Origin of the sequence: Pseudomonas sp. S32 (assembly GCF_016648095.1) — a bacterium.
Classification (GTDB): domain Bacteria; phylum Pseudomonadota; class Gammaproteobacteria; order Pseudomonadales; family Pseudomonadaceae; genus Aquipseudomonas; species Aquipseudomonas parafulva.
The window spans coordinates 53,474-77,449 of record NZ_JACVVF010000023.1; the positions used below are offsets into that span (position 1 = coordinate 53,474).

Annotated in this window: 22 protein-coding genes and 1 tRNA gene; 14 read left to right on the forward strand and 9 right to left on the reverse strand. The window is 63.7% G+C overall.

Annotated elements, in window-relative coordinates:
* Positions 1-42: 42 nt before the first annotated feature.
* Positions 43-1,233 carry a 2-methylaconitate cis-trans isomerase PrpF gene (gene prpF, locus IAE38_RS14450; RefSeq protein WP_201164281.1) on the forward strand — a complete coding sequence of 397 codons (1,191 nt, stop codon included), beginning with the start codon at positions 43-45 and terminating at the stop codon, positions 1,231-1,233.
* A gap of 99 nt (positions 1,234-1,332) precedes the next feature.
* Here prpF and acnB read toward each other — a convergent pair whose 3' ends face one another.
* Positions 1,333-3,942 carry a bifunctional aconitate hydratase 2/2-methylisocitrate dehydratase gene (gene acnB, locus IAE38_RS14455; RefSeq protein WP_201218134.1) on the reverse strand — a complete coding sequence of 870 codons (2,610 nt, stop codon included), beginning with the start codon at positions 3,940-3,942 and terminating at the stop codon, positions 1,333-1,335.
* Between the two features lie 405 nt (positions 3,943-4,347).
* On the opposite strand from acnB, the gene IAE38_RS14460 reads away from it, so the two are divergent.
* Together IAE38_RS14460 and IAE38_RS14465 are read left to right on the forward strand one after the other, a co-directional pair.
* Positions 4,348-4,815 carry a DUF1289 domain-containing protein gene (locus tag IAE38_RS14460; protein ID WP_201218135.1) on the forward strand — a complete coding sequence of 156 codons (468 nt, stop codon included), beginning with the start codon at positions 4,348-4,350 and terminating at the stop codon, positions 4,813-4,815.
* 71 nt (positions 4,816-4,886) lie between these two features.
* On the forward strand, positions 4,887-5,495 hold the full coding sequence (locus IAE38_RS14465; RefSeq protein ID WP_201164282.1) for a hypothetical protein: 609 nt from the start codon (positions 4,887-4,889) through the stop codon (positions 5,493-5,495).
* Between the two features lie 2 nt (positions 5,496-5,497).
* Here IAE38_RS14465 and queD read toward each other — a convergent pair whose 3' ends face one another.
* Both queD and IAE38_RS14475 read right to left on the reverse strand, forming a co-directional pair.
* Positions 5,498-5,854: a 6-carboxytetrahydropterin synthase QueD gene (queD, locus tag IAE38_RS14470; protein ID WP_201210524.1), complete on the reverse strand. Its 357-nt coding sequence runs from the start codon at positions 5,852-5,854 to the stop codon at positions 5,498-5,500.
* Between the two features lie 222 nt (positions 5,855-6,076).
* Positions 6,077-7,156, reverse strand: a complete 1,080-nt coding sequence (locus IAE38_RS14475; protein WP_201218116.1) for a patatin-like phospholipase family protein — start codon at positions 7,154-7,156, stop codon at positions 6,077-6,079.
* 178 nt (positions 7,157-7,334) lie between these two features.
* On the opposite strand from IAE38_RS14475, the gene IAE38_RS14480 reads away from it, so the two are divergent.
* From IAE38_RS14480 to IAE38_RS14500, 5 genes are all read left to right on the forward strand, one after another.
* A complete protein-coding gene (locus IAE38_RS14480; protein ID WP_028634504.1) occupies positions 7,335-7,643 on the forward strand; it encodes a PepSY domain-containing protein in 309 nt (102 codons plus the stop codon).
* A complete protein-coding gene (locus tag IAE38_RS14485) occupies positions 7,643-7,957 on the forward strand; it encodes a PepSY domain-containing protein (protein ID WP_201218117.1) in 315 nt (104 codons plus the stop codon). Before IAE38_RS14480 ends, IAE38_RS14485 begins: the two co-directional genes overlap by 1 nt.
* Positions 7,958-8,626 carry a response regulator transcription factor gene (locus tag IAE38_RS14490; RefSeq protein ID WP_201164284.1) on the forward strand — a complete coding sequence of 223 codons (669 nt, stop codon included), beginning with the start codon at positions 7,958-7,960 and terminating at the stop codon, positions 8,624-8,626.
* Positions 8,623-9,942, forward strand: coding sequence for an ATP-binding protein (locus tag IAE38_RS14495; RefSeq protein WP_201218119.1), 1,320 nt, complete (start codon positions 8,623-8,625; stop codon positions 9,940-9,942). The genes IAE38_RS14490 and IAE38_RS14495 overlap by 4 nt, the downstream gene beginning before the upstream one ends.
* 183 nt (positions 9,943-10,125) lie before the next feature.
* Positions 10,126-11,280 (forward strand): HPP family protein, encoded by a 1,155-nt coding sequence (locus tag IAE38_RS14500; protein WP_201218120.1) that lies wholly within the window; start codon positions 10,126-10,128, stop codon positions 11,278-11,280.
* Here IAE38_RS14500 and IAE38_RS14505 read toward each other — a convergent pair.
* On the reverse strand, positions 11,254-12,120 hold the full coding sequence (locus IAE38_RS14505; RefSeq protein WP_201218121.1) for a LysR family transcriptional regulator: 867 nt from the start codon (positions 12,118-12,120) through the stop codon (positions 11,254-11,256). The genes IAE38_RS14500 and IAE38_RS14505 overlap by 27 nt on opposite strands.
* 197 nt (positions 12,121-12,317) lie before the next feature.
* On the opposite strand from IAE38_RS14505, the gene IAE38_RS14510 reads away from it, so the two are divergent.
* Complete coding sequence (locus tag IAE38_RS14510; RefSeq protein WP_201218122.1) at positions 12,318-14,207, forward strand: AMP-binding protein; 1,890 nt, start codon at positions 12,318-12,320, stop codon at positions 14,205-14,207.
* A 12-nt stretch (positions 14,208-14,219) separates the two neighbouring features.
* Here the strand turns inward: IAE38_RS14510 and zapE are convergent, their stop codons facing one another.
* Together zapE and IAE38_RS14520 are read right to left on the reverse strand one after the other, a co-directional pair.
* Positions 14,220-15,299, reverse strand: a complete 1,080-nt coding sequence (gene zapE, locus IAE38_RS14515) for a cell division protein ZapE (protein WP_201164289.1) — start codon at positions 15,297-15,299, stop codon at positions 14,220-14,222.
* 128 nt (positions 15,300-15,427) lie between these two features.
* The gene (locus IAE38_RS14520; protein WP_201164290.1) at positions 15,428-15,670 is read right to left on the reverse strand and encodes a hypothetical protein; all 243 of its coding nucleotides are present in this window, start codon (positions 15,668-15,670) and stop codon (positions 15,428-15,430) included.
* Between the two features lie 259 nt (positions 15,671-15,929).
* Between IAE38_RS14520 and IAE38_RS14525 the strand changes: the two genes are divergently transcribed.
* Positions 15,930-16,004 (forward strand) — tRNA-Gln (locus tag IAE38_RS14525).
* Between the two features lie 119 nt (positions 16,005-16,123).
* Here IAE38_RS14525 and IAE38_RS14530 read toward each other — a convergent pair.
* From IAE38_RS14530 to IAE38_RS14540, 3 genes are read right to left on the reverse strand one after another with little or no spacing between them, the layout of a single operon-like run.
* The gene (locus IAE38_RS14530) at positions 16,124-18,511 is read right to left on the reverse strand and encodes a response regulator (RefSeq protein WP_201218124.1); all 2,388 of its coding nucleotides are present in this window, start codon (positions 18,509-18,511) and stop codon (positions 16,124-16,126) included.
* 13 nt (positions 18,512-18,524) lie between these two features.
* Positions 18,525-18,983, reverse strand: coding sequence for a response regulator (locus tag IAE38_RS14535; RefSeq protein WP_201164292.1), 459 nt, complete (start codon positions 18,981-18,983; stop codon positions 18,525-18,527).
* Positions 18,984-18,998: 15 nt separating this feature from the next.
* Positions 18,999-21,248 carry an ATP-binding protein gene (locus IAE38_RS14540; RefSeq protein WP_201218125.1) on the reverse strand — a complete coding sequence of 750 codons (2,250 nt, stop codon included), beginning with the start codon at positions 21,246-21,248 and terminating at the stop codon, positions 18,999-19,001.
* A gap of 280 nt (positions 21,249-21,528) precedes the next feature.
* Between IAE38_RS14540 and IAE38_RS14545 the strand changes: the two genes are divergently transcribed.
* The 4 genes from IAE38_RS14545 to IAE38_RS14560 are packed head-to-tail and all read left to right on the forward strand — an operon-like array spanning position 21,529 to position 23,931.
* Positions 21,529-22,062 carry a Csu type fimbrial protein gene (locus IAE38_RS14545; protein ID WP_201218126.1) on the forward strand — a complete coding sequence of 178 codons (534 nt, stop codon included), beginning with the start codon at positions 21,529-21,531 and terminating at the stop codon, positions 22,060-22,062.
* Positions 22,063-22,080: 18 nt separating this feature from the next.
* Positions 22,081-22,614, forward strand: coding sequence for a Csu type fimbrial protein (locus IAE38_RS14550; RefSeq protein ID WP_201218127.1), 534 nt, complete (start codon positions 22,081-22,083; stop codon positions 22,612-22,614).
* A gap of 3 nt (positions 22,615-22,617) precedes the next feature.
* Complete coding sequence (locus IAE38_RS14555; RefSeq protein WP_201164296.1) at positions 22,618-23,121, forward strand: Csu type fimbrial protein; 504 nt, start codon at positions 22,618-22,620, stop codon at positions 23,119-23,121.
* Positions 23,122-23,160: 39 nt separating this feature from the next.
* Entirely contained in the window at positions 23,161-23,931 is a 771-nt protein-coding gene (locus IAE38_RS14560; protein ID WP_201164297.1) for a fimbrial biogenesis chaperone, read from the forward strand.
* Positions 23,932-23,976: the final 45 nt, after the last annotated feature.

The following is a 23,976-nucleotide window of genomic DNA, read 5'->3' on the forward strand; positions in this document are numbered from 1 at the left end:
CCTGGCGGCCCTTGGACCCGAATCACCAGGATGCCTCAGACCATGGCACACGCTCCCCAGATCAAGATCCCGGCTACCTATATGCGTGGCGGCACCAGCAAAGGCGTGTTCTTCCGCCTGCAAGACCTGCCCGAACGGGCGCAGGCCCCGGGCCCTGCCCGTGACGCGTTGCTGCTGCGGGTGATCGGCAGCCCAGACCCCTACGCCAAGCAGATCGACGGCATGGGCGGCGCGACGTCGAGCACCAGCAAGGCCGTTATTGTCTCGCCGAGCACCCGGCCCGCGCACGACGTGGACTACCTGTTCGGCCAGGTCAGTATCGATAAACCCTTCGTCGACTGGAGCGGCAACTGCGGCAACCTGTCGGCTGCGGTTGGCTCGTTCGCCATCGCAAGCGGCCTGGTCGACCCGAGCCGTATCCCGCGCAGCGGCGTTGCCACAGTGCGCATCTGGCAGGCCAACATCGGCAAGACCATCATCGCCCACGTGCCGATCAGCGAGGGCGAGGTGCAGGAAACCGGCGATTTCGAACTGGACGGGGTTACCTTCCCTGCCGCCGAAGTGCAACTGGAGTTCCTGGACCCGGCGGCCGACGAAGAGGGCGCTGGCGGCGCCATGTTCCCCACCGGTAACCTGGTGGACGACCTCGATGTCCCGGGTGTTGGCACGTTCAAGGCTACGTTGATCAACGCAGGCATTCCGACCATTTTCCTTGAAGCTGGCGAACTCGGTTACACCGGCACCGAGTTGCAGGACGCGATCAATGGCGACCCCCACGCCTTGCAACGTTTCGAAACCATCCGTGCCTGGGGCGCTGTGCGCATGGGGCTGATCGAGCACGTTGACCAGGCGGCCGGGCGCCAACACACACCCAAGGTGGCGTTCGTGGCCCCGCCAGCCTCGTACACGGCGTCCAGCGGCAAGGTGGTAGATGCCGCTGATATCGACGTGCTGGTGCGGGCCTTGTCGATGGGCAAGCTGCACCACGCCATGATGGGCACCGCCGCCGTGGCTATCGGAACGGCGGCCGCCATCCCCGGCACGTTGGTCAACCTGGCAGCAGGCGGCGGCGAGCGCACCGCCGTACGCTTCGGGCACCCCTCGGGTACCCTGCGGGTGGGCGCTGAAGCACGCCAGGTGGATGGGCAGTGGACGGTGACCAAGGCCATCATGAGCCGCAGTGCGCGCATTCTGATGGAGGGCAGTGTGCGGGTGCCGGCAGACAGCTTCTAACTTCGCAGCACCGACCTGTCGCACACAAAAAAGCCCCGGCATTTCTGCCGGGGCTTTTTTTACAGCTGGCGGCCTATGGAAGGCCGCTGGCTATTGGCCTTACGCCTGGACCACCGGGATCTTGGCGTTAGCGGCCGCTTCACGGAACTCGGCGATCTGGTCGAAGCTCAGGTAGCGGTAGACGTCGGCAGACATGCTGTCGATGTCCTTCGCGTACTGCATGTATTCTTCGACGGTCGGCAGCTTGCCGATGATCGAAGCCACAGCAGCCAGCTCGGCCGATGCCAGGTACACGTTGGTCGCGTCGCCCAGGCGGTTCGGGAAGTTACGGGTCGAGGTGGACACCACGGTCGAACCGGTCTGCACGCGTGCCTGGTTACCCATGCACAGCGAGCAGCCTGGCATTTCCATGCGCGCGCCAGCTTTGCCGTAGATGCCGTAGTAGCCTTCTTCGGTCAGCTGGTGGGCGTCCATCTTGGTTGGCGGGGCCAGCCACAGACGGGTAGGGATGCCACCCTTGACCTTCTCCAGCAGCTTGCCGGCGGCACGGAAGTGGCCGATGTTGGTCATGCACGAACCGATGAATACTTCGTCGATCTTCTCGCCCTGAACCTGCGACAGCAGGCGGGCATCGTCCGGGTCGTTTGGCGCGCAGAGCACAGGCTCTTTCACGTCGGCCAGGTCGATTTCGATGATTTCGGCGTATTCGGCATCGGCGTCGGCCGACAGCAGCTCAGGGTTGGCCAGCCACGCTTCCATGGCCTGGGCACGACGCTCCAGGGTACGGGCATCGCCGTAGCCTTCGCCGATCATCCAGCGCAGCAGGGTGATGTTGGACTGCAGGTATTCGGCGATGGCCTTTTCCGGCAGCTTGATGGTGCAGCCCGCAGCGGAGCGCTCGGCCGAGGCGTCGGACAGCTCGAACGCCTGTTCGACGGTCAGTTCGTCCAGGCCTTCGATTTCCAGGATGCGGCCGGAGAAGGCGTTTTTCTTGCCTTTCTTCTCGACGGTCAGCAGGCCCTTCTGGATGGCGTAGTAAGGGATGGCATGCACCAGGTCACGCAGGGTGATGCCCGGTTGCAGTTTGCCCTTGAAGCGCACCAGGATCGACTCTGGCATGTCCAGCGGCATCACGCCGGTGGCGGCAGCAAAGGCCACCAGGCCAGAACCGGCCGGGAACGAAATGCCGATCGGGAAGCGGGTGTGCGAGTCACCACCGGTGCCGACGGTGTCCGGCATCAGCATGCGGTTCAGCCAGCTGTGGATGATGCCGTCACCTGGGCGCAGCGACACGCCGCCACGCGTGCGGATGAAGTCGGGCAGGGTGTGGTGGGTGGTGACGTCGATCGGCTTCGGATACGCCGCGGTGTGGCAGAACGACTGCATCACCAGGTCAGCGGAGAAGCCCAGGCACGCCAGGTCTTTCAGCTCGTCGCGGGTCATCGGGCCCGTGGTGTCCTGGGAGCCGACGGTGGTCATCTTCGGCTCGCAGTAGGCGCCTGGGCGCACGCCCTGGCCTTCTGGCAGGCCGCAGGCACGGCCGACCATTTTCTGCGCCAGGGTGAAGCCCTTGCCGGAGTCGGCAGGCTGCTCAGGCTTCTTGAACAGGTCCGAAGCCCCCAGGCCCAGTTCGGCGCGGGCTTTCTCGGTCAGGCCACGGCCGACGATCAGCGGGATACGGCCGCCAGCGCGGACTTCATCCAGCAGTACTTCGGTTTTCAGCGCGAAACTGGTGACCAGTTCGTCGCTGTCGTGGCGGCGCACTTCACCTTTGTACGGGTACACGTCGATGACGTCGCCCATGCCCAGGTTGGTGCAGTCGAATTCGATCGGCAGGGCGCCGGCGTCTTCCATGGTGTTGTAGAAGATCGGGGCGATCTTGGTGCCGAAGCAGAAGCCACCGGCGCGCTTGTTCGGCACGTACGGGATGTCGTCGCCGAAGAACCACAGCACCGAGTTGGTGGCGGATTTACGCGACGAGCCGGTACCGACCACGTCACCCACGTAGGCGACCGGGAAACCTTTGGCACGTACCGCCTCGATCTGCTTCAGCGGGCCGACCGAACCGGGTTGCTCTGGCTCGATGCCGTCACGGGCCATTTTCAGCATGGCCAGGGCGTGCAGCGGGATGTCAGGGCGCGACCAGGCATCAGGTGCTGGGGACAGGTCGTCGGTGTTGGTTTCGCCAGGCACCTTGAACACGGTCAGGGTGTACTTGTCGGCGATGGCAGGGCGCGAGGTGAACCACTCGCCAGCAGCCCAGGATTCCAGCACGGCCTTGGCGTGAACGTTGCCCGCCTTGGCTTTTTCGGCCACGTCGTGGAAGGCATCGAACATCAGCAGGGTGTGCTTGAGCTTTTCGGCCGCGACGGCGCCCAGTTCGGCGTCATCCAGCAGCGCGACCAGCGTTTCGATGTTGTAGCCGCCCTGCATGGTGCCCAGCAGCTCGGTGGCGAGCTTGCGGTCGATCAGCGGGGACTTGGCTTCGCCCTTGGCCACGGCGGAGAGGAAAGCGGCCTTGACGTAGGCTGCTTCGTCTACCCCTGGCGGTACGCGGTTGGTGATCAGGTCTACGAGGAAGGCTTCTTCGCCGGCCGGCGGGTTTTTCAGCAGCTCGACCAGGCCTGCAGTTTGTTCGGCGTTCAGCGGCTGGGGCACGATACCCAGAGCGGCGCGCTCTTCGGTGTGTTTGCGGTAGGCTTCAAGCACAGTTATTTCCCTCATCAGTGGTCCCTAAAGGGGGTCCGGGACGCTCATCCAGCATTCCGTGCACCCGTGCGCAATGACGGCTTCTTGGGCCGCCCAGCCAGGGTCGCAAGGAATCCTTACAGAAGCTGCTTTCAAAGTTTTACGCCTGCAGAACGGGAAACTGATGAGGGCTGGCCAGGGCTGCTGAGGGTGCAGGGCCCGGGCCAACGCCGTTCTGCCGGATCAACTGTGCTCGTGACGCTTTGAAAACAGCTTCCAACGGACATTGTTGCCTTCGAAAAGGCCGAATGATTCTACGGTAAAAAATGCCCGAAGGTAAGGCGGCGAACATGACTTTAACGGGTGACCCCGGTTAGACAAAGGGCTAACATGGCCCGGTATTCCTCCTTCAAGCCGTTGTTTTTCATGTCCAACAAGTCCATCAAGACCCCTTGCGTCGGCCTGTGTTCCACGGTGTATGGGGACACCGTCTGCCGTGGCTGCAAGCGCTTCCATCACGAGGTCATCAACTGGAACGGTTATGACGACGAGCAAAAGCGCGCCGTGTGGCTGCGGCTGGAGCAACTGCTGGTTCAGGTGATGATGGCCAAACTGGAGGTGTTCGACAAAGCATTGCTGCGCCAGCAATTGGAGCAGCGCGCCATCCGTTTTGTCGAGCAGCAGTCGGAGTACTGCTGGGCTTACCAGCTGATCGCCCGGGGGGCGCGCATGATCCGCGATGTAGAGGCCTACGGCATGGCCCTGCTGCCCGAGTTCAGAGACTGGGACCTGCCACAGCTGCGCGACGCCATCGACCGAGAGTTCTTCCTGCTGTCCGAAGCGCATTACCAGCGCTACATCGCCCCGGCATTCCTTGCCGAAACCTTGAAGTAGGCTATTTCCACCTGCCGAAGCGGGCAGTGCCGCGGCACGCTTCCGGGCTTTGAAGCCTGGGATGAACCGACATGAGCTACTACCAGTTCCAACCTTACCTGTGTTTCAACGCGCGCTGCTGGTGGCACCCGGCGCATGTGGCTGCGGCGGCGCAGGTCGACCCTGATACGTCGAAAACCTTCGTTCCGGTGTGGGCCACCGTTAACAGCGGCGACCGTGATGACGGCTGGGTCAGGTGCGGGCGCCTGCCGGCATACCCCGAGGCTGACGGCGTGCTGTGTGAGCGGTTCTGGTTTGGCGTGTACCGTATCGGCGAGCAGTACGTCTATGACATCCGCCCGGCCTATTCCGGCAGAACCCTGGGTTTATGGCCGCAGCTTGAACGCGTTCTTGACAGCAACATCGATGGCTATCTGGGCCTGTACGGCGTGCCCGCAGACCCTTACCCCTGGGATCAGCCCACTGCGCCGTTGTGGCAACTGGACGGGCTGGACCCTGAGCGCCTGGCCCCTGGGCTGCGCCGCTTCAACCTCACCCTGTGCAACCCTTCCGGCAAGACCGTGAGGCGGATCGAAGACTTCACCCGGGCTTACCTCAATGACTGGAAAGGCGTCCGGGGCCTGGTGACCCTGGAGATAACGGAAGTGCCGGTGCCCCCGCATCCCCGCCCGCAGGGCTGAAGTCAGTCGCCGGTATATTCGCAGCCACTGGTGCAGGTTTCGTGAATGCGCACCTTGGACAGCTCTGGGAGCAGGGGTTTGACCTGCTCCCAGATCCACTTGGCGATCACTTCACTGGTAGGGTTTTCCAGGCCAGGGATGTCGTTGAGGTAGTTGTGGTCCAGCCGGTCATAGATCGGCTTGAAGATCGCCTTGACCTCGGCGAAGTCGCGGATCCAGCCGGTGTGCGGGTCGAGCGGGCCCGTCAGGTGCAGCCCAACCTTGAATGAATGCCCGTGCAGGCGGCCGCATTTGTGGCCTTCGGGAACATGGGGCAGGCGGTGAGCCGATTCGAATGTGAACTCTTTGAAAATTTCCACGGGTGGACCTGTAAAGCTGGTGAGATGAAAGCCTTGGCAGAAACTGGCATTTCGACGGGCTGCTCGATTGCTGATGAGGAGGCGTCGGAAAAGACCGAGGTCGCCGCGTTTTGTGAGGCCTGACTCGCGCAAGATGGAGTGAGCGCCATCTTAACCTTTTTCACAGGCAACGCTTCCATGATTCTGTTGGCGCCAGATACTGATCAGTCCGGCCCGGTTTTTCTACAAAGGTTGTAAGCGATCAGTCAGGCGTCCCGTAGAGACCAGTTCCAGCAACTCATCACCTAACCGCTCACTTTCGGCAATGGCCTTGTACCAGTAGCGCTTGCGTGAGGGTGCGTCGCCCATGAAGCGCTTGAAGTCATTACGGTCAGGCAGCTTGCCGTAGGGCAGGGCTGCCAGGTACTGCGGGGACGGTGTGAGCAGCACCACGTTCTGCAGGCGCGTGGGGTCACCCCTGCGCCAGGGTAGGGCCTTGTCGAACCAGCCGGGGACCACCTTGTCGGTAAAGTGCGGGTACAACACCAGGTCGTCACCTTGGTAAGGCAGGTCGAGGTGGTAGTCGAGCAGGCCGCCATCGCGGTAGGTGCCTGCGCCAGCACCGGGGATGTCCTTCACACCTTCCATCACCATGGGGATGGAGCCCGAAGCCAGCAGGGCGTGGCGCAGGTTCGCCAGGTCCAGCGGCAAGTAGCGGGAAGGGAAGTCTGTCAGTTCGTTCAGGGGTGGGGGCGTGCGCCGGTCGTGCAGGATGACGCGTTCGAAGTGGCGCCCCAGCCGGGCACGGCCCAGCAGGTTGCTGGCGACCACCGAACCCAGGCCGATACCCAGGCGGCCCCGATGGTCGTGGGCGAGTTGGCCATGGCTTTTGACCACCAGAATGTTCAGGCGGTAGTGCGGGTTGGCAAGCACCTCACCGTCGCGGGCTTGCAGCAGGTCGTCGAGCATGCGCTGGCAACTGCGGCTGATGTCAGTGGGGGTTACGCCCTTGGCGAAATCCTGCTCGGTATACAGCTCGCCCAGGCGGCGCAGGCCGGCGACCGGGTCTTGCAGGCAGGCGCTGGCGAAGCGCCAGGCACCGATCGATGCGCCGATGAGGGCGCGGGGGCGCGGGGCCGATGGCAGCCACTCGCCGAACAGCGCCAGGTCCAGGCCCTGGATGCCCAGCGGTTTGGGCCCGCCCGCAGCCCCAGGCAATATGCCCACATCCGCCGCCTGCAGCCCGCGTTCACGCACCTGGCCCAGTGCGCGCCGCCCGGCCTTGAAGGTGAGGGCGGGGTATTTGATGTGGATGGCGCTCATGGCTGGGGTCCTGGGCAGAGAGTGTCGCATTATAGGGCGAGGCAGGGGCTGAAGGGGTTGATCGTGAAGCGTGCAGCGCCTGCGCTATCATGTCGCCAGCTTTTTCAGGTTCAATTAAGGACGGCTGGGTAATGTTGATTGCGTAGACAACTTGTACAGCTTCCAGGAGAACCCTACGATGAAAACCTTGACTGCCCTGTTCACCGCCGCCGCCCTTGCCCTGGGTGCCAACGCCGCCTTCGCCAAGGACGTACAGCCCGATGAAGTGGTCAAGCTGGTGAACGCCAAAACCATCAAGTCGCTGGACGAACTCAAGGCCGCCGCCATCGCCAAACACCCGGGTTCCACCGTTACCGACTCGGAGCTTGAGAACGAATACGGCCGCTACATCTACAAGGTGGAACTGCGCGATGCCCAGAACGTCGAGTGGGACGTGGCCCTCGATGCCAAGACCGGTGAAGTCGTGAAGGACGAGCGGGACAGCTGATGAGTCAGCTACCACGGGCGGTAGGCTACCTGGCCCTGGCGTTACTGGCAGTGTGCTCGTTGGCCGCTGCCCGTGACCTGGACCAGGACGAGGCCCTGGCGTTGCGCCAGAAGGGTGTCATCCTTCCCCTCGAGCACCTGCTGCAGACCGCCCTGGGGCGTCACCCCGGGGCGCGTCTGCTCGAGGCCGAACTCGAAGAAGAACACGACCGCTATGAATACGAAGTCGAGCTGCTGACGGCGGAGGGCGTGGTGCGCGAAATCAAGCTCGACGCCAGTACCGGCGCCCTGCTCAAAGACGAGGAAGATGACTGAATGCGCCTGTTGCTTGTCGAGGACAACGTGCCGCTGGCCGATGAACTGACAGCCACCCTGCAACGCCAGGGCTACGCGGTCGATTGGCTGGCCGATGGCCGCGATGCGGCCTACCAGGGCCAGTGCGAGCCGTACGACCTGATTATCCTCGACCTCGGCCTGCCGGGGCTGCCTGGCCTCGACGTGTTGGCCCAGTGGCGGGCAGCCGGCCTGGTTACGCCTGTGCTCATCCTCACGGCGCGAGGCTCATGGGCCGAGCGTATCGAGGGGTTGAAGGCTGGTGCCGACGACTACCTCAGCAAACCCTTCCACCCCGAAGAACTGCAATTGCGTATCCAGGCGCTGCTGCGCCGCGCCCGTGGCCTGGCCAACCAGCCAACGCTGGAGGCGGCGGGCCTGCACCTGGACGAGCGCCGTCAGTGCGTGAGCCGTGAGGGTGTGGACATCCAGTTGACGGCTGCCGAATTCCGCCTGCTGCGCTACTTCATGCTGCACCCGCAGCAGATCCTCTCCAAGACCCACCTGGCCGAGCACCTGTACGACGGTGAAACCGAGCGCGACTCCAACGTACTGGAAGTGCATGTCAACCACCTGCGCCGCAAGCTGGGGCGCAGCGTGATCGAAACCCGCCGCGGTCAGGGTTACCTCTACGCCGGTAGCGCTGCATGAAGTCGATCCAGGCACGCCTGAGCCTGGGCCTGGTGGCTGTGCTGGTGGTGGTGGGGGTGGTGCTGGCGCAGCTTACGCTGTGGTTGTTCGAAGCTGGCCTGCAGCGCTACCTGGAAAACGGCCTGCGCAATGAAAGTGAAACCCTGCTGGTGGCGCTGGTGCGAGGGCCCTCCGGGCTGCAACTGGACGAGCGGCGTATCTCGGCCGCCTACCAACGGCCGTTTTCTGGCCACTACTTTCGCATTGATTTCGACCAGGGCACCTGGCGGTCGCGCTCGTTGTGGGACATGAACATGCCCAAGCCTTCCGCGCCTGGCCTGTCCGACCGGCACGAGCTGGGCCCCGAGGGCCAGGAATTGCTGACCCTGCGCGCCGACTACCGGCGACTGGGCCAGGATATCTCGATCAGTGTCGCGCAAGATTACTCACCGGTACGCGAGGGGTTCCGCCGCCTGCAGCAGATCGGCCTGGGTATGGGGCTGGTGGCGTTGGCTTTGGTGCTGGTACTGCAGCGCATCACCGTTACCCGGTCGCTGCGGCCGCTGGAACGTGCCCGGCGGCAGATTGCGCAGTTGCAGCAGGGCCAGCGCTCGCAGCTGGACGACGAGGTGCCCAGCGAACTGGCACCGTTGGTGGGGCAGATCAACCACCTGCTCAATCATACCGAAGATAGCCTGCGCCGCTCGCGCAATGCCCTAGGCAACTTGGGCCATGCGTTGAAAACACCGTTGGCGGTGTTGCTGAGCCTGGCGTCCAGCGACCGGCTGCACGGGGTGCCTGGGTTCAGCGGGCAGATGCGTGAGCAGTTGGAGCAGATCCAGCAGCGCCTGGCGCGCGAACTCAACCGTGCGCGCCTGGCCGGCGATGCCTTGCCCGGCGCCCAGTTCGATTGTGACGCCGAGCTGCCGGGGCTGCTTGGCACACTCGGCATGATTCACGGTGAGGGCCTGCGGCTGGAACGTGACGTGCCCGCCGGGCTGTTGCTGCCCTGGGACCGGGAAGACAGCCTTGAGCTGCTGGGCAACCTGCTGGATAACGCCTGCAAGTGGGCGGACAGTGAAGTGCGCCTGGGGATCGCTTCCACGGCCGGCGGGTACCAACTGTGGGTGGACGACGATGGCCCTGGTATCCCAGAAAGCCGCCGGCAGCAGGTGCTTGAGCGCGGTTCGCGGCTGGACGAACAGGTCGACGGCCACGGCCTGGGGTTGGGTATCGTGCGCGATATCTGCGACGCCTGGGGTGGAACCCTGTCGCTCGCGCAGAGCCCCCTGGGTGGCTTGCGAGTCACGCTCGACCTGCCGCGCAAGGGGGCTTGAAACGGGCCTACCATCCTCAATGTCTGGCTTCGCGGTGCAAGAAAATTGCACCTGAAGCGCATTTTTTTGAATTGGTTCGGTGGCGTTGGCCCGTGCAGAATCCCGCCCTTGAGCGAACCCGTTGCTCAATGACAAGGCGCTGTACGGTTGCCCATTCCCTGCACAAGATAGATCCAATACCCGATGACCGCCTCACGACCCCCTAATCGCCTGCACCGATGGCTGCCAGCGCCCCTGAATACGCCGCCGAAAGAATGGCTGCGTGCAGGTGTTGGCGCACTCCTGGGTTTATTCCTCGCCGGCTGGGTGACCAGTTTGGTATTCGGCCCCGCCATTGCCTTGCATCTGCTAGGCCCTCTGGCTGCCTCGGCGGTGCTGGTGTTCGCCGTGCATTCCGGCCCGTTGGCCCAGCCTTGGCCCGTGGTGGGTAGCTACGCATTGGCCGGCATCATCGGGCTGGCCATGCGGCAATCCTGCGGGCCTGAGCTGTGGGTGGCGGCCAGCGCCCTGGGCGTTTCGATACTGGTGATGTGTCTGATGCGCTGCCTGCACCCGCCCGGTGGCGGTGTTGCGGTGAGCGTGGTGCTTGCCGACCCAGGGCTCACCGCCATGGGCGAGCACCTGCTGGAGCCAGTGCTGTTGAACGCAGGGGTGCTGGTAGTCGTGGCCATCCTCTACAACCGTTGCACGGGCGCGGCTTACCCAAAAGGCCTGGCCTCGCGCAAGGACCTGCACCACACCCAGGACCCGCCCCCCCGCGAACGGGTTGGCGTACGGGGTGAAGACCTGGACCAGGCCCTGGAGGCCCTCGGTGAGTTCGTCGATGTCAGCCGTGATGAACTGGAGCAGATCATCCTGGCGACCGAGCAGCAGGCGCTGCGGCGCAGCCTGGGCGGTTTGACCGCAGCCTCGGTAATGTCCCGTGACGTGCAGTTCGCCACCCCTGACATGCCGCTGGCGCAAGCCTGCAAGCGCCTGGCCGGCCATCACGTAAAAGCGCTGCCGGTGCTGGTCAACGGTGAACTGGTGGGCATCGTCACCGTCAGCGACCTGCTCGGCCCCGCCATGCGACCGCAGCGGCAAGGCTGGCGTCGGCTGTTGGGCGGTGAAGTGCTGCGCCTGGAGCAGGTGATGAGCCGCCAGGTGGTGAGCGTCGACAGCAGGGCCCCGCTGGATACCCTGCTGCCCTTGTTGTGTGAACGAGGCTTGCATTGCCTGCCGGTACTGGAGGCCGGGCGCCTGGTCGGCGTCATCACTCAGACCGATGTGATCGCGGGCCTGCAGCGCCAGGTGCTCAGCCAGGCAAAGGCGTCAGATAGCCGGGTCCCAACGCTGTGACCAGTCACTTTGGTCTGCGGCCACCAGGCGCCTCAACGTGGCGCACGCCTGTTGCAGTGCTGCGCTGTCGCGCTCGCGTGAATACACCAGGTAGGTCGGGTAGGTGAACTCGGGTGCTTGCGGCACCCGCTCGAACACGCCACTGTCCAGGTAAGCCTGCACCACTCGCGTGCGGAAATAGCCACTGCCGCCCTGGTCAAGGATGAACTGCAACGCCAGCGGGCCAAGGTTGAAGCTCAGTGCAGCCCGCGCGCACTCCGGCAGCGCCGCGTCGTGCTGCCTGCGAAAGGCATCCCCCCAGTCGATGTACACGTAGGGTTCAGGCCGATCCACCCGGCGTATGCGGATGAGTTTTTCTTCCATCAACTGCTCCACTTGCATCCCCGGGCCGTAGCTGGGCTGGTACACCAGCGCGGCATCCAGCAGGCCCATTTCCACCTTGCGCAGCAGCGCGTCGCCGTCGCTGACCTCACTGCGTATGGCGTAGCCGTGCAGCTCGCGGTGCAGGGCACTGACCCAGCCCAGCATCATCGGGTTGCCAAGGCTTACCTCCCCACCCACGTGCAGCATTTGCTGGCAACCCGGGGGCAACGGCAGCTCGCGGCGCGCGGCCTCCCAGGTCTGCACCAGCTGGTTGGCGTAGCTGACGAACGCCTCGCCATCAGGGGTCAGGCTGGTGCCGCTGCGGCCACGGACGAACAGTTGGCAACCCAGTTGTTGCTCCAGACGCTGTACCCGCGCGGTGACGGCCGTTTGTGAGACGAACAGGCGTTCGGCTGCGGCCACCAGGCTGCCGCTGCGGACGATTTCCAGAAAGGTACGGGCCTGATCGATGTCCATGGTGCAGCCTCGGCAAGGGAGGGCCCATTCTAGTGGAAAGGCACTGAGCGGGGTAAAGGCAGGCCGTGGTAGGTGCTCGCACCTGATCGCTGCAAATTTGCAGGTCGGTTAGGCCTTTAGCCGCCTGGCGCGCCGGGTCAGCCCGGCCATACTCAGCATTCGCCCTTCAATAACAACAACGATCGGGTTCATTGCACATGAGCTACCAGCACAGCTACGCACACTCCATCGCCGACCCGGCTGCCTTCTGGGCTGAACAGGCCCGGTCGATCGCCTGGTATCGCGCCCCTGCCATCACCCTGCAGGACAATGCCGACGGCACGCATCGCTGGTTCGCCGATGGCCGTCTGAACAGCTGTTACCTCGCCCTGGACCACCAGATCGAACAGGGCAGGGGGCAACAACTGGCGTTGGTCTACGACTCACCTGTCACCGGGGCGCAGCAAGCCTATACCTACCTTGAGCTGCGCGATGAGGTAGCCCGCCTGGCTGGGTTGCTGAGCCAGCTGGGGGTGCAGAAGGGCGACGGGGTGATCATCTACATGCCGATGGTGCCCCAGGCCGCTATGGCCATGCTCGCCTGCGCCCGCATTGGCGCGGTGCATTCGGTGGTGTTTGGCGGCTTCGCAGCCAACGAGCTGGCGCTGCGTATCGACGACGCGCGCCCAACCCTGCTGCTCACAGCCTCTTGCGGGCTCGAGTTCGACCGGGTGATCGAATACAAGCCTCTGGTCGACCGCGCGTTGCAACTGGCCCAGCACCAGCCGCGCCATGTGCTGGTGTTGCAGCGGCCACAGGCGCAGGCACCGCTGCAACCAGGGCGAGACCTGGACTGGGCCGAGGCGCTTGTGGGCGCAGTGCCCGTCGCCCCGGTGGTGCTCGACGCTGGCGATCCGCTGTACATCATGTATACCTCGGGCACCACCGGCAAACCCAAAGGCATCGTGCGGGAAAACGGTGGCAACGCTGTGGCCCTGCGCTATGCCATGCACAACATCTACGGCATGCAGCCCGGTGATGTGTGGTGGGGCATATCGGACGTCGGCTGGGTGGTGGGCCACTCGCTGATCGTCTACGGGCCGTTGATGTGCGGTTGCACCACGGTGTTTTACGAGGGCAAGCCAATCCGCACCCCGGACGCTGCCGCCTACTGGCGCGTCGTGCAGCAGTACAAGGTCAACGGCCTGTTCTGCGCACCCACCGCCATGCGCGCTATCCGCAAGGAAGACCCGGAGGGCGAGCTGCTTGGCCAGTACGACCTGAGTTCGCTGCGTCAGTTGTTCCTGGCCGGAGAAAAGCTCGATTCCAGCACCCACCAATGGCTGGAGCGCGTCACCGGTAAACCGGTGCACGACCACTGGTGGCAAACCGAAACCGGCTGGCCCGTGACCGCGCCGTGCGTAGGCCTTGAAGGCAGTGCGGCCAGGCCGGGATCGAGCAACCGCGCAGTGCCGGGTTACCACGTGCGCGTGCTGGATGACGAGGGCCATCTGCTGGGCACCCACCAGCAGGGCGCCATCGTGATCGCACTGCCCTTGCCCCCAGGGTGCAGCCAGACGCTGTGGGGGGACCACGACCGTTACCTGCAGGCCTACCTGCACACTTACCCTGGTTACTACCACACCGGCGACGGCGGCTTCCTGGACGACGACGGCTTTGTCTACATCATGGGGCGCACGGACGACGTCATCAATGTGTCCGGGCACCGGCTGTCCACAGGGGAAATGGAAGACCTGGTGGCACGCCACGCGGCGATTGCCGAATGCGCGGTGATCGGCGTGCATGACGATATCAAGGGGCAGGTGCCGCTCGCCCTGGTCGTGTTGAAAGATGGCGCGGGCACTACCGAGGCGCAGTTGCTGGCAGACCTGGTGGCCAGGGTGCGTGAAGAAATCGGTGCGCTGGCCTGTTTCAACCGGGTGCGGCTGGTGCGGCGGTTGCCCAAGACGCGTTCGGGCAAGATTCTGCGGGCGTTGCTGCGCAAAATTGCTGACGGGCAGGCCTACATACCACCCTCTACCCTGGACGATCCCGCCGTGCTTCAGGAAATCGAAACGGTGCTGGCCGAGCTGCCTAAAGCGGTGTGAAAACAGTGCCGGTCAGGTCGGGCCAGGGCCGACCTGATGCAATTGCCCCAACCGGCTTCGGGTACGCATCAGGTCGGCGATGGCGCCATCCAGGCTGTCTGCCAGCGGACGCTTGCCAATGACGGTCACCTGGCGATCGTGGTCGTACAAAACATCCACCAGATTGACGAACCGCTGCTGCGCCGCCAGCGAACAGTCCGCCAGGTCGTCCAGCCCGTCGATGATCCATTCACTGAACTGGCGGGCGAGCGCCAGGTAGTCGATCACGGCGGTAGGCTGCTCGCACAAATCGTCGAAAGTGAACATCACCCGTGTGCCATCCACGGCCCTGGCACGCAGTGAACGGTTGTTGATGTGCAGCACCCCGGGTGCCGCCTCGGGCAGTTTCAGGGCCAGGCGCTGCCCGGCATCGCCTGGCCATACATAGTGGCCGCGGGTGAAACACTGGTGTTCGCGGTTGGCCGGCAGGCTGCGAAAGTCGATGTCCCCGCCCACTTCCATGACCTGCATGCGGGTGTTGATCAGGCGGATGACAGGCAGGAAGCGCTCATGGTAAAGCGGGTTGGGCAGCAGCCCTTCCGGCGCATAATTGGAGGTGACCAGCAGGTAGATGCCGCGAGCGAACAAGGCATCGAACAGGCGCTTAAGCAGCATGGCATCACCAATGTCATGCACATGGAACTCGTCGAAGCACAGCACCTCGCACTCGCCGATCAATTCGTCGAGGGTAGCGGCCATGGCGTCGTCCAGGGCGCGGTGGCGGTGCATGCCCTGGTGCAGTCGGGCGAAAAAGTCATGAAAGTGCAGGCGTAGCTTTGCCTGCACAGGCACAGCCTGGAAGAAGCCGTCCAGCAGCCAGCTTTTACCGCGCCCGACCGCGCCATGCAGGTAAAGGCTAGGCGGCTGCCCCTGCTCAAACTGGCTCAACTGCTGTGCCATGCACGCAATCACTCGCCGCTGACCGTCGCTCAACGCGTAGCCACGGCTCTGGGCTTTTTCCTCGAACCACGTCAGCAGTGCATGACGGTCAGCGTCGGCAGGGCGCAGGCGTTGGCCAAGCTGGCGTAGCGGGGCAGGGATCCAGGCAGGCACGAACTGAGCTCCTTGGGCAATAAACGGGCGCCCGGAAGCTTGCCCGAGTGCCGCGGATTTGACCAATAGAGAAAGTGACCGTCAACCATCACTTACCGCGATAGGTCACCACCGGCAAAACCCCGATCTCAGGCTTTACGTTCCAGCTGGCGCTCGATCATGTACTTCACCGCAAGCCGGCGTTCCTTGAGGTGGCGCAGGTCCTCATCGACGAAGTTGCCGGCCGAAATCGACTCGGCTGCAAGCACCTGGTTATCGATGTCGACGTACTCGTCCAGCAAGCGGTCCAGCGTCTGGTCCTGCTGACGACGCTGCTGGACGATTTCACGGGGGTAGTGCAAGTCCTGATACAGGTCGTGAGAAACAGGCATAGGGTCCTCCTTGGTCACTGCGTTGGGGTTATCTGATTTGAAGGAGCGAATGCGATTGTGTTGAGGTGCGGCGGCAGGAAAGCGACGAGCGGTAAATCTTTTTTGCTGCTAATGACTAAGCCGCTGTTTTTTTGGCATTTTTTTTCGATTAGGGGCTTCACAGGCAGCAACATTGTTGTTAAAGTGCCGCGCATTCCAAGACAACAACACGTTGTCACCTTATTGGGATTATCCGGGCAGCGGTTGCTGCATCTGATACAGGGGCGTCGCCAAGCGGTAAGGCAGCAGGTTTTGATCCTGCCATGCGTTGGTTCGAATCCAGCCGCCCCTGCCATTTTCTGAGATCAAAACATCTTTCCAGTGCTTATCACGTAAGCGCTGGTTTCGTCGTTTTTGTCGTTTGGCACTCGGTATGTGGGCGAGTCGGGGCTGAGTGGCCCCGACTGCACAGGTTTACCCCGGTACGCCCAGCATTTCGTCCAGTGCCCTGGCCAGGTCGTCCGCCTGAACGGGCTTCTGGATCACAACGCTGCCCGGAAGGTCCAGGCCTTGCAGCTCTGCATAGCCGGTTAGAAATACCACAGGTAGCTGGGGGAAGCGTTCGCGAGCGGCAACGGCAAGCTGCGCACCGTTGAACTCCGGCATGGCAAAGTCGGTGAGCAGCAGGTCGATACCGTCATCCAGAAGCGCTAGTGCCTGCTCGCCACTGTGCGCCTGGCGCACCTCATAACCGTACTGGCGCAACACGTCGCCAAGCATGTCGCGCACCAGGTGATCGTCGTCTACCAACAACACGGTGCGGTTGCTGCCGCTGTCGCTGATGGACTGGCTAACCACCGGGGTGGCAGGCTCGCTGATAATGTGGTCCTTGACTGCCGGCAGGTAGACGGCCACCTGAGTGCCGCGCCCCGGGGTGGTTTCGATGCGCACACCGCCGCCAGACTGCTTGGCGAAACCGAATACTTGGGCCAGGCCCAAGCCAGAGCCTTTGCCGATGTCCTTGGTAGTGAAAAATGGCTCGAACACCTTGGCCACCACCTCTTCGCTCATGCCGCAGCCTGTGTCGCGGATGCTCAGCATTACGTACTCACCAGGGTCCGGATCTTCCGGGCGCTGAGGGGGGGTGTCTATGCGCGTATTGCGGGTCACCAAGGTCAACTGGCCGCCATCGGGCATGGCATCGCGGGCGTTGATGGCCAGGTTGAGGATGATCATCTCGGTCTGGGTGGGGTCGGTCAGGGCCTGCCACAGCGCCCGGTCCAGGTCCAGGCGCACCGAAACGTTGCCACCCAGCGTACGCCGCAGCAGTTCTTCCAGGCCATCGAGGGTGCGGTTGAGGTTGAGGGGTACTGGCTCCAAGCGCTGACGGCGGGAGAATGCCAGCAACTGCGAAGTCAGCTTGGCCCCGCGCTCACCCGCTTCACGCACGTGGGTCAGGCGGGAGCGTGCCTTGTCGAGGTCACCTTTGTTCAGGTCCCGCTCCAGGAAGCTCGCGCCAGTGAGGATCACCGTGAGCAAATTGTTGAAGTCGTGTGCAACCCCCGCGGTCAACTGGCCAACGGCTTCAAGGCGCTGCATTTGCTGCAGTGCGGCCTCGATTCGTTCGCGTTCGCTGATCTGTTCGCGCAGGCGGGCGTTGGCATCGGCCAGGCCCACTGCAGCCTCACGCTCGCTGGTGATATCCCGCGCCACCACGTACAGCAGGGTATCTTCCGGCACCACTACCCACGACAGCCAGCGTTGTTGCCCGCCGGCGTGCAGAATGCGCCCGACGAAGCGGGCACTGGTGCGGCCATGGGCGAGGGCAGCCAGCTCGGTGAGCAGCAGTTCCTGGTCGGGTTCGGGCAGCAGGTGCAGCAGCGATGACTGGCTCAGGCGTTCGCGAGACAGCCCCAGGCTGGCTTCCCAGGCAGGGTTGAGCGCCACAGGGGTGAGGTCTTTGTTGAGTACGGCCAGCAGGTCCTGGGACAGCTCCCACGCCCGGTCACGCTCGCGGGTGCGGCGTTCAACCCGTTCGCCAAGCATCTCGTTGAGCTGGCGCAGCGCCTGTGTGGCTACCCGCTGGGCGTGAATATCCTGCAGTACGCCGGAGAACCGCACGCACTTGCCGTCCACGAACAGGCTCTGACCACTGCTGAGCAGCCAGCGCGGTTCCTGGCCGTTTGGCTGGATGATCCTGAATTCCATGCGGTAGTGGCCGCCGTTCTCGGGAAGCATGGCCTGCTCTACCGCATCACGCACTGCCGGTACGTCTTCGGGAAAGATACCGGCGTAAAACACCTCCAGGCTCATTTCGGTGGAGGGGGGCAGCCCGAACAGTGTCTTGGCGCGTTCGTCCCAGACCAGCAGGCCCTCCTGTGGTCGCAGGTCCCAGGTGCCCATGCCGGCAGCGTTGATGGCAATGCGTGCACGCGCCTCCACGTCGGCCAGGGCCTCTTCAGCCCGACGACGGCGCTGACGCTCCTGCACTTCGGTGAGGGCGCGGCGTACGGCCTTGGGCAGCAACGGCAGGTTCTTTTTCAGTACGTAATCGGTAGCACCCAGGCGGATCATCTCCACCGCATGCTCTTCGCCGTAGATACCGGACAGGAAAATGAACGGCACGTCCGGCGCCAGTCGCTGGGCGATGGACAGCACGTCGGTACCCGACGAGCCGGGCAGTACGCAATCGCACAGGATCAGGTCGTAGCGCCCGTCGCGCAGGGCATTTTCGACACCCGTGTGGTCGAACACTAGGTGCGACTGAACGTGCAGCCCGCTGCGCTCCAAGCGCATCAGGGTCAGCTCGGCATCCATCGAGCTGTCTTCGACCATCAGTAGGTTCAGCGGGGTAGACTGCATCGTTGCATGAGCCTCAGTTGCCGCGGCGGGTCAAGCGCAGGGAGCCAGGTGGTGGCTCGTTCAGCACGGCCCAGAAGACACCGAGGTCGGAAATGGCGGCGACGAATTCCTTGAACTCGACTGGTTTGACCACGTAGGCGTTCACGCCCAGTTCATAGGCACGCAGCAGGTCGGGCTCTTCGCGCGAAGACGTCAGCATCACGGTCGGGATGCTGCGCAGCTCAGCCGTGGCGCGCACTTCCTTGAGCACCTCGAGGCCATCGACTTTCGGCAGTTTCAGGTCCAGCAGCAACACGGCAGGGTTGCCGTCGTCGCGGTCGGCGTAGGCGCCACGGCGCAGCAGGTAATCGAGGGCATCGGCGCCGTCGCGCAACACGATGACTTCGTTGGCCAACTGGCTACGCTCCAGGGCCAGGAGCGTCAGCTCCAGGTCCCGAGGGTTGTCTTCGACCAGCAGGATGGGTTTGAGCATGATGGTAACGGTACCTCAGTGTGTCGCGGGGTGGCGCGGTAGAGTGAAATGGAAGCTGGCGCCTTTGTCGATCTGGCCATCGGCCCAGACGCGGCCGTCGTGGCGTTCGATGATACGGCGCACGCTCGCCAGGCCTATCCCTGTGCCTTCGAAGTCTTCCATGCGGTGCAGCCGCTGGAACACCCCGAACAGCTTGTTGGCGTACGCCATGTCGAAGCCAACGCCGTTATCACGGATGCACACCTCGACTTCCTCGGCATGCTGCACGGCAAACACCTCGATGCGGGCAGGCGTGCGCCCACGTGTGTATTTGATGGCATTGGCCAGCAGGTTGTTCAACGCCAGGTTGATGAAGGCGGGGTCTCCGTAAACCTTGGGCAAGGGCGCAATGGTCCAGATGATTTCACGCCGCGCGTAATCCGGTGCGAGTTCCGCACGGATGGCATCGATCAAGGCATTGAGGTCTACATCTGACATGCGCAGCGCTGAGCGGCCCATTTGTGAAAAATGTAGCAAATTGTCGACAAGGCTGCCGGCAAAATGAGCGGCTTCGCCGATATGCTGCAAGAAGCGCTTGCCGCGCTCGCTGAAGCCGGGGCCTTCGATTTCGCTGAGCAGTTCGGTGTAGCCGGCAATGTGCCTAAGCGGCGCACGCAGGTCATGGGACACGCTGTAGGAGAACGCCTCCAGCTCCTTGTTGGAGCGGCGCAGTTCACCCGCCAGTTGGGCCATTTCTTCGGCTTTGCGCAGCACGATGCCCATCACGGCCGTACGCAGTTCGCTGACCCCCTCCACAATCAGTGGGTCCCACGGGGCGCAATAGCCGCTCAGTTGTTCCTGCCAGCGCTCGAAGCTGTGTCGCGGGTCCAGGTTACCTTGCGGCCCCACCCGCTTGGTCGGCTGCCCCGCCCATTCAACGGTGCGCACCTGCTCGGGCCGGAACCACAGCAGGTAATGGGAATGGATCTGCGAGATAGCCACCGCCAGTATGCCGCCCACATGGTTGCCAAGTTCAGGCAACTCGTCCACGTCCCGGCGCGCATTGTCGGTATGAAAGACGTGACCGCCGGTACGTCGGGACAACCAGTGCACCAGGGCAGTGACCTGCGACTCGGGTGGTGTCTGGCCATACAGGTCGCAACGGTCTGCAGAGATCACGGCAGCGCCCTGGGCATCGGCAAACGCCAACAACACCTCGGGCAGGGCGTGCAGCCCTTCGTTGACACTGTCATGGTCAGCCATGGACGAAATCATCCGCACGATGTGCTGGCGCAACCCCAGCAGGCGCTGCGTGTCGGCGTGCGACTCGCGGGATTCAATCTGCAGCGACAGCACACTGGCCAGCAGTTCGCAGGCGGTGCGGGTACGCAGGTCGACCGGGCGAGGCTGCGCGTTGTGGCAGGAGATCAGCCCCCACAGCTTGCCATCCACCACGATCGACAGCGACATGGAGGCCAGTGTGCCCATGTTGCGCATGTATTGCAGGTGTACCGGCGACACGCTGCGCAGGCTGGCAAAGCTCATGTCCAGCGGTTTGCCGCTGAGCGGGTTGGTGCCCGGCACCAGCGGTGACGGCTGGTAGTTGGCATCTTCGATGACGCGGATGCGGTTGACCCGGTACAACTCACGGGCCTGGGCCGGGATATCGGATGCCGGGAAGCACAAGCCCATGAAGCTGGGGTAATCGGGGTCGGCGACCTCCGCCAGCACTTGCCCATTGCCTTCGGCGTCGAAGCGATAGGCCTTCACCCGGCCAAAACCGGTGACGCGCTTGAGCTGCAGCACCGTCTGGTGCAGCAGTTCTTCAAGGGTGCCAGCCAGATGCACGGTGCTTATGAAGTTGCGCACCAAGGGGTAATAGTCGCCCTGCGAGGCCAAATCTTCCGGCAGACGTGGCGCCTCCAACTCGACGATCAGCGCCTGATCATGGCGGTGGGCCAGCAAGTGCAATGCTTGACGGTATGGAGCGCCTTCGCGAAGTTGCACGTCGCCGATATGAAACGGGAAAACCTCATCTTGAGGAAGCCTGCCTAGATGCGCGCGCAAATCGAAGTCGCCAGTGACAACGTCACTGAAGGGCGAACCAACCAGCGATGCAGCGGATATGCCTAACCACTGTTGGGCGTTCTCGCTCGCCTGCAACACCCTCAGGTCATTTTCATCAAGCACAAGCAGAAAACCATGGGGCTGAATGCTGCCGGGAATCTGGATAGGTTCCTGGGCACAGCGCTCCACCGCCTGGGCCAGCGTCAAGTCTGTCGTCATTGATGAAAACGCTCCTGTCGATTAGGTCCATGCATGCCGCATGAGTCTGGGCAGGATGATGGTGATACACCCTATCAGAATATCGCTCGGGTTGCCGTTGTTTGCCAATTTGAGCGCGCCGTCTGCAAAGCGTTCGGCTCAGTGCGTTGGGGTGTATCGCGTGCCCTATCGCTTTTTTGCTAATACCAAAAAACGGCATCCCCGCCCGTTTGCCCATGCGCCTCACTGCTACGCTCAAGCCCAGCATAGATCGACAAGGGCCGAACAGGGAGGTTACGCCATGAGCCGCGCTTCGCTGCTGCTGTTGACTGTAGGGCCGCTGCTGGTCCCGGGTGGTGTAGCGCACGGCAGCAGTAGCGGGTTCATCCAGGCACGGCTGGTAATCAGCGCTGCCTGCATGATCAGCAGCGACATGACCATCCCTGCAGCGGTGGTTACCCCTGATCCAGCAGGTTCAGGCGAGCGCCAGCCGGACTGGGCTTCTGCGCTGCGTGGCCTGTTCGGCGATGTCGGGCCGGGCAGCCTGCAGATCAGCTGTACCCCCGAAGTGCGGGCCTTCAATGTGCATATCAACGGCGGCCTGAACGGTGATGATGGCATCCGCCGCCTTAGCAATGGGCGCGAGTTGCTGCCCTACCAACTGGCCGTCGACCCAAGCGGCTACAGCCGCTACGACGTCGGCCAACCCCGTGCGTTCACCATCGGTACTACCCGGCAGGTACCCATCCCCATCTACGGTGTGCTGGTAGCGCAACCCCATGCACTGCCGGCCGGGCTCTACCGCGACACCCTGAGAGTGACATTGGACTGGTAGCAACCCAAGGAGACGTCAATGCGAACCCACCTCTCATGCTGCATCCTGGTCGGCCTGTGCCTGGCACTGGCTTCACCCGCGCAGGCCGCGACCACCGCCGGCACCATCAATTCCACGCTGACGCTGATCGCAGCCTGCCAGGTCAATGGCAGCTCGGGCACGTCGGGGTTGAACTTCGGCAGTTTGAACTTCGGCACGCAGGATGCCCTGTTCGGCACCGCCAATGCCCAGGTGCTGGGAGGGGCCGGTGGCGCCCTGAGCGTGCTGTGTTCGGCAGGAACAGTACCGGCCATCCGGGTGCGGGCCGGGGCTCACGACGGCCAGTCCAGCGGTGGCACACGGGCGCTGGCTGACGGTGCGGGCAACTTCGTGCCCTACGACTTCTACACCGATGCCGGGCGCACGCAGCTGCTCGCCATCGATGGCACCATTACCCTGCCGACCAGCACCGGGGTGGCGCAGACCGTCAATTTGTATGGCCAGGCACGTGGCAAGGCCGGGCTGCCTGCCGGTGTCTACACCGACACGGTGGCGGTCGAACTGACGTTCTGAACCATGCGCGCAAGGTTTGTGGGGTACTTCGCCGGGTTAGGCCTGTTGCTGGCAGCGCCGCTGGACGCAGCCACGGTCAGCAGCTTCACCGTGTCGGCTCAGGTCGTGCCGGGGTGCCTGGTGGTGGGCGGCGCTACCCAGTACGGCACGCTGGATTACGGCAGCCAGTCAGCGCTGTCCACCGCCACGCTCACTGCGGCAATTGGGGGTGCCACCGTCACCCTTCAGTGCACGCCGGGTGTGGCATTGAGCATGAGCCTGGATGGGGGCCAGAACGGCGCAGGCGGCGCGCGCAATCTCAAGCGGGCGGGTGGCGCGCAGTTGCTGAGCTATCAGCTGTACCGGGATGCGGCGTTGGCCCAGGGCCTGGGTATCGGGCAGAGCGTGGGTGTCGCATACACCGACCCTGCGGCGGTCAAACTGGCGTTGTACGGGCGGGTGCAATTGCCCGGCAACCTGCCGCCTGGTACCTATTCCGACGTGGTGCAAGTCACTTTCAGCTGGTAGCCAACCCGGTTGCCACGCGCAGAGTCCAGGGAGGGCTCCATGAAACCAGGCAGAACAGGCAGGTGCTGGTGGCTGATGCTGATGTACTGGGCCAGCTTTCAGGTGGGGGCTGCAACGTCTGTGCTCATCTGGCCCATCGACCCGGTGCTGGAGGCCGGCCAGAAAGCCGGCGCGCTATGGCTGGAAAACCGTGGCACCGTGGCGGCCAACCTGCAGGTGCGCGTGTTCGCCTGGCGTCAGCTGGAGGCCAAGGAGCAGTTCAAGCCCCAGCGCGAGATCATCGGCAGCCCACCGGTTGCCACACTCGCCCCCGGGCAGAAGCAGTTGATCAGGCTGACACGCACCGGCGCCGCGCCGGCCGGCCAAGAGCAGGCCTACCGCATCGTGATCGACGAAATCCCGCCCGTGATCCCGCTGGACAAGGCCGACGCGGGGACGATGGCAGCGATACGCCTGCAGATGCGCTACTCGGTCCCGTTGTTCGTGTACGGCGAGGGATTGCGGGGCAAGCCGGACCCTGCCGACCCGCGCGCAGCGCAGGGCGTGGGCAAGCCTCAGCTGACCTGGCGCCCGGTAACGGTACAGGGCAAACCTTATGTGGAGCTGCGCAATGTCGGCCCGGTGCATGCACGCCTGACCGATGCCGTGCTACAGCACGGCGCGCAGAGTAGGCCGCTGGCCGATGGGTTGCTGGGGTATGTGCTGCCTGGCGCCACCATGCAGTGGCCAGCCCCTCAGGCGCTTGGCGCCGGCAGTGTGCTGAAAGCCCGGGTGAACGGGCAGGGCGACGCCGTTATCAGTCGGCAGTAAGGATGCCGCATTGGCGTGCGGTGCAGGGGCCAGGGAGGGCCCGGC

Coding starts and splice junctions, on each gene's coding strand:
- prpF (WP_201164281.1), top strand. CDS start 43: ATGGCACACGCTCCCCAGATCAAGATCCCGGCTACCTATATGCGTGGC.
- IAE38_RS14460 (WP_201218135.1), top strand. CDS start 4,348: ATGTCCAACAAGTCCATCAAGACCCCTTGCGTCGGCCTGTGTTCCACG.
- IAE38_RS14465 (WP_201164282.1), top strand. CDS start 4,887: ATGAGCTACTACCAGTTCCAACCTTACCTGTGTTTCAACGCGCGCTGC.
- IAE38_RS14475 (WP_201218116.1), bottom strand. CDS start 7,156: ATGAGCGCCATCCACATCAAATACCCCGCCCTCACCTTCAAGGCCGGG.
- IAE38_RS14480 (WP_028634504.1), top strand. CDS start 7,335: ATGAAAACCTTGACTGCCCTGTTCACCGCCGCCGCCCTTGCCCTGGGT.
- IAE38_RS14485 (WP_201218117.1), top strand. CDS start 7,643: ATGAGTCAGCTACCACGGGCGGTAGGCTACCTGGCCCTGGCGTTACTG.
- IAE38_RS14490 (WP_201164284.1), top strand. CDS start 7,958: ATGCGCCTGTTGCTTGTCGAGGACAACGTGCCGCTGGCCGATGAACTG.
- IAE38_RS14495 (WP_201218119.1), top strand. CDS start 8,623: ATGAAGTCGATCCAGGCACGCCTGAGCCTGGGCCTGGTGGCTGTGCTG.
- IAE38_RS14500 (WP_201218120.1), top strand. CDS start 10,126: ATGACCGCCTCACGACCCCCTAATCGCCTGCACCGATGGCTGCCAGCG.
- IAE38_RS14505 (WP_201218121.1), bottom strand. CDS start 12,120: ATGGACATCGATCAGGCCCGTACCTTTCTGGAAATCGTCCGCAGCGGC.
- IAE38_RS14510 (WP_201218122.1), top strand. CDS start 12,318: ATGAGCTACCAGCACAGCTACGCACACTCCATCGCCGACCCGGCTGCC.
- IAE38_RS14520 (WP_201164290.1), bottom strand. CDS start 15,670: ATGCCTGTTTCTCACGACCTGTATCAGGACTTGCACTACCCCCGTGAA.
- IAE38_RS14530 (WP_201218124.1), bottom strand. CDS start 18,511: ATGCAGTCTACCCCGCTGAACCTACTGATGGTCGAAGACAGCTCGATG.
- IAE38_RS14535 (WP_201164292.1), bottom strand. CDS start 18,983: ATGCTCAAACCCATCCTGCTGGTCGAAGACAACCCTCGGGACCTGGAG.
- IAE38_RS14540 (WP_201218125.1), bottom strand. CDS start 21,248: ATGACGACAGACTTGACGCTGGCCCAGGCGGTGGAGCGCTGTGCCCAG.
- IAE38_RS14545 (WP_201218126.1), top strand. CDS start 21,529: ATGAGCCGCGCTTCGCTGCTGCTGTTGACTGTAGGGCCGCTGCTGGTC.
- IAE38_RS14550 (WP_201218127.1), top strand. CDS start 22,081: ATGCGAACCCACCTCTCATGCTGCATCCTGGTCGGCCTGTGCCTGGCA.
- IAE38_RS14555 (WP_201164296.1), top strand. CDS start 22,618: ATGCGCGCAAGGTTTGTGGGGTACTTCGCCGGGTTAGGCCTGTTGCTG.
- IAE38_RS14560 (WP_201164297.1), top strand. CDS start 23,161: ATGAAACCAGGCAGAACAGGCAGGTGCTGGTGGCTGATGCTGATGTAC.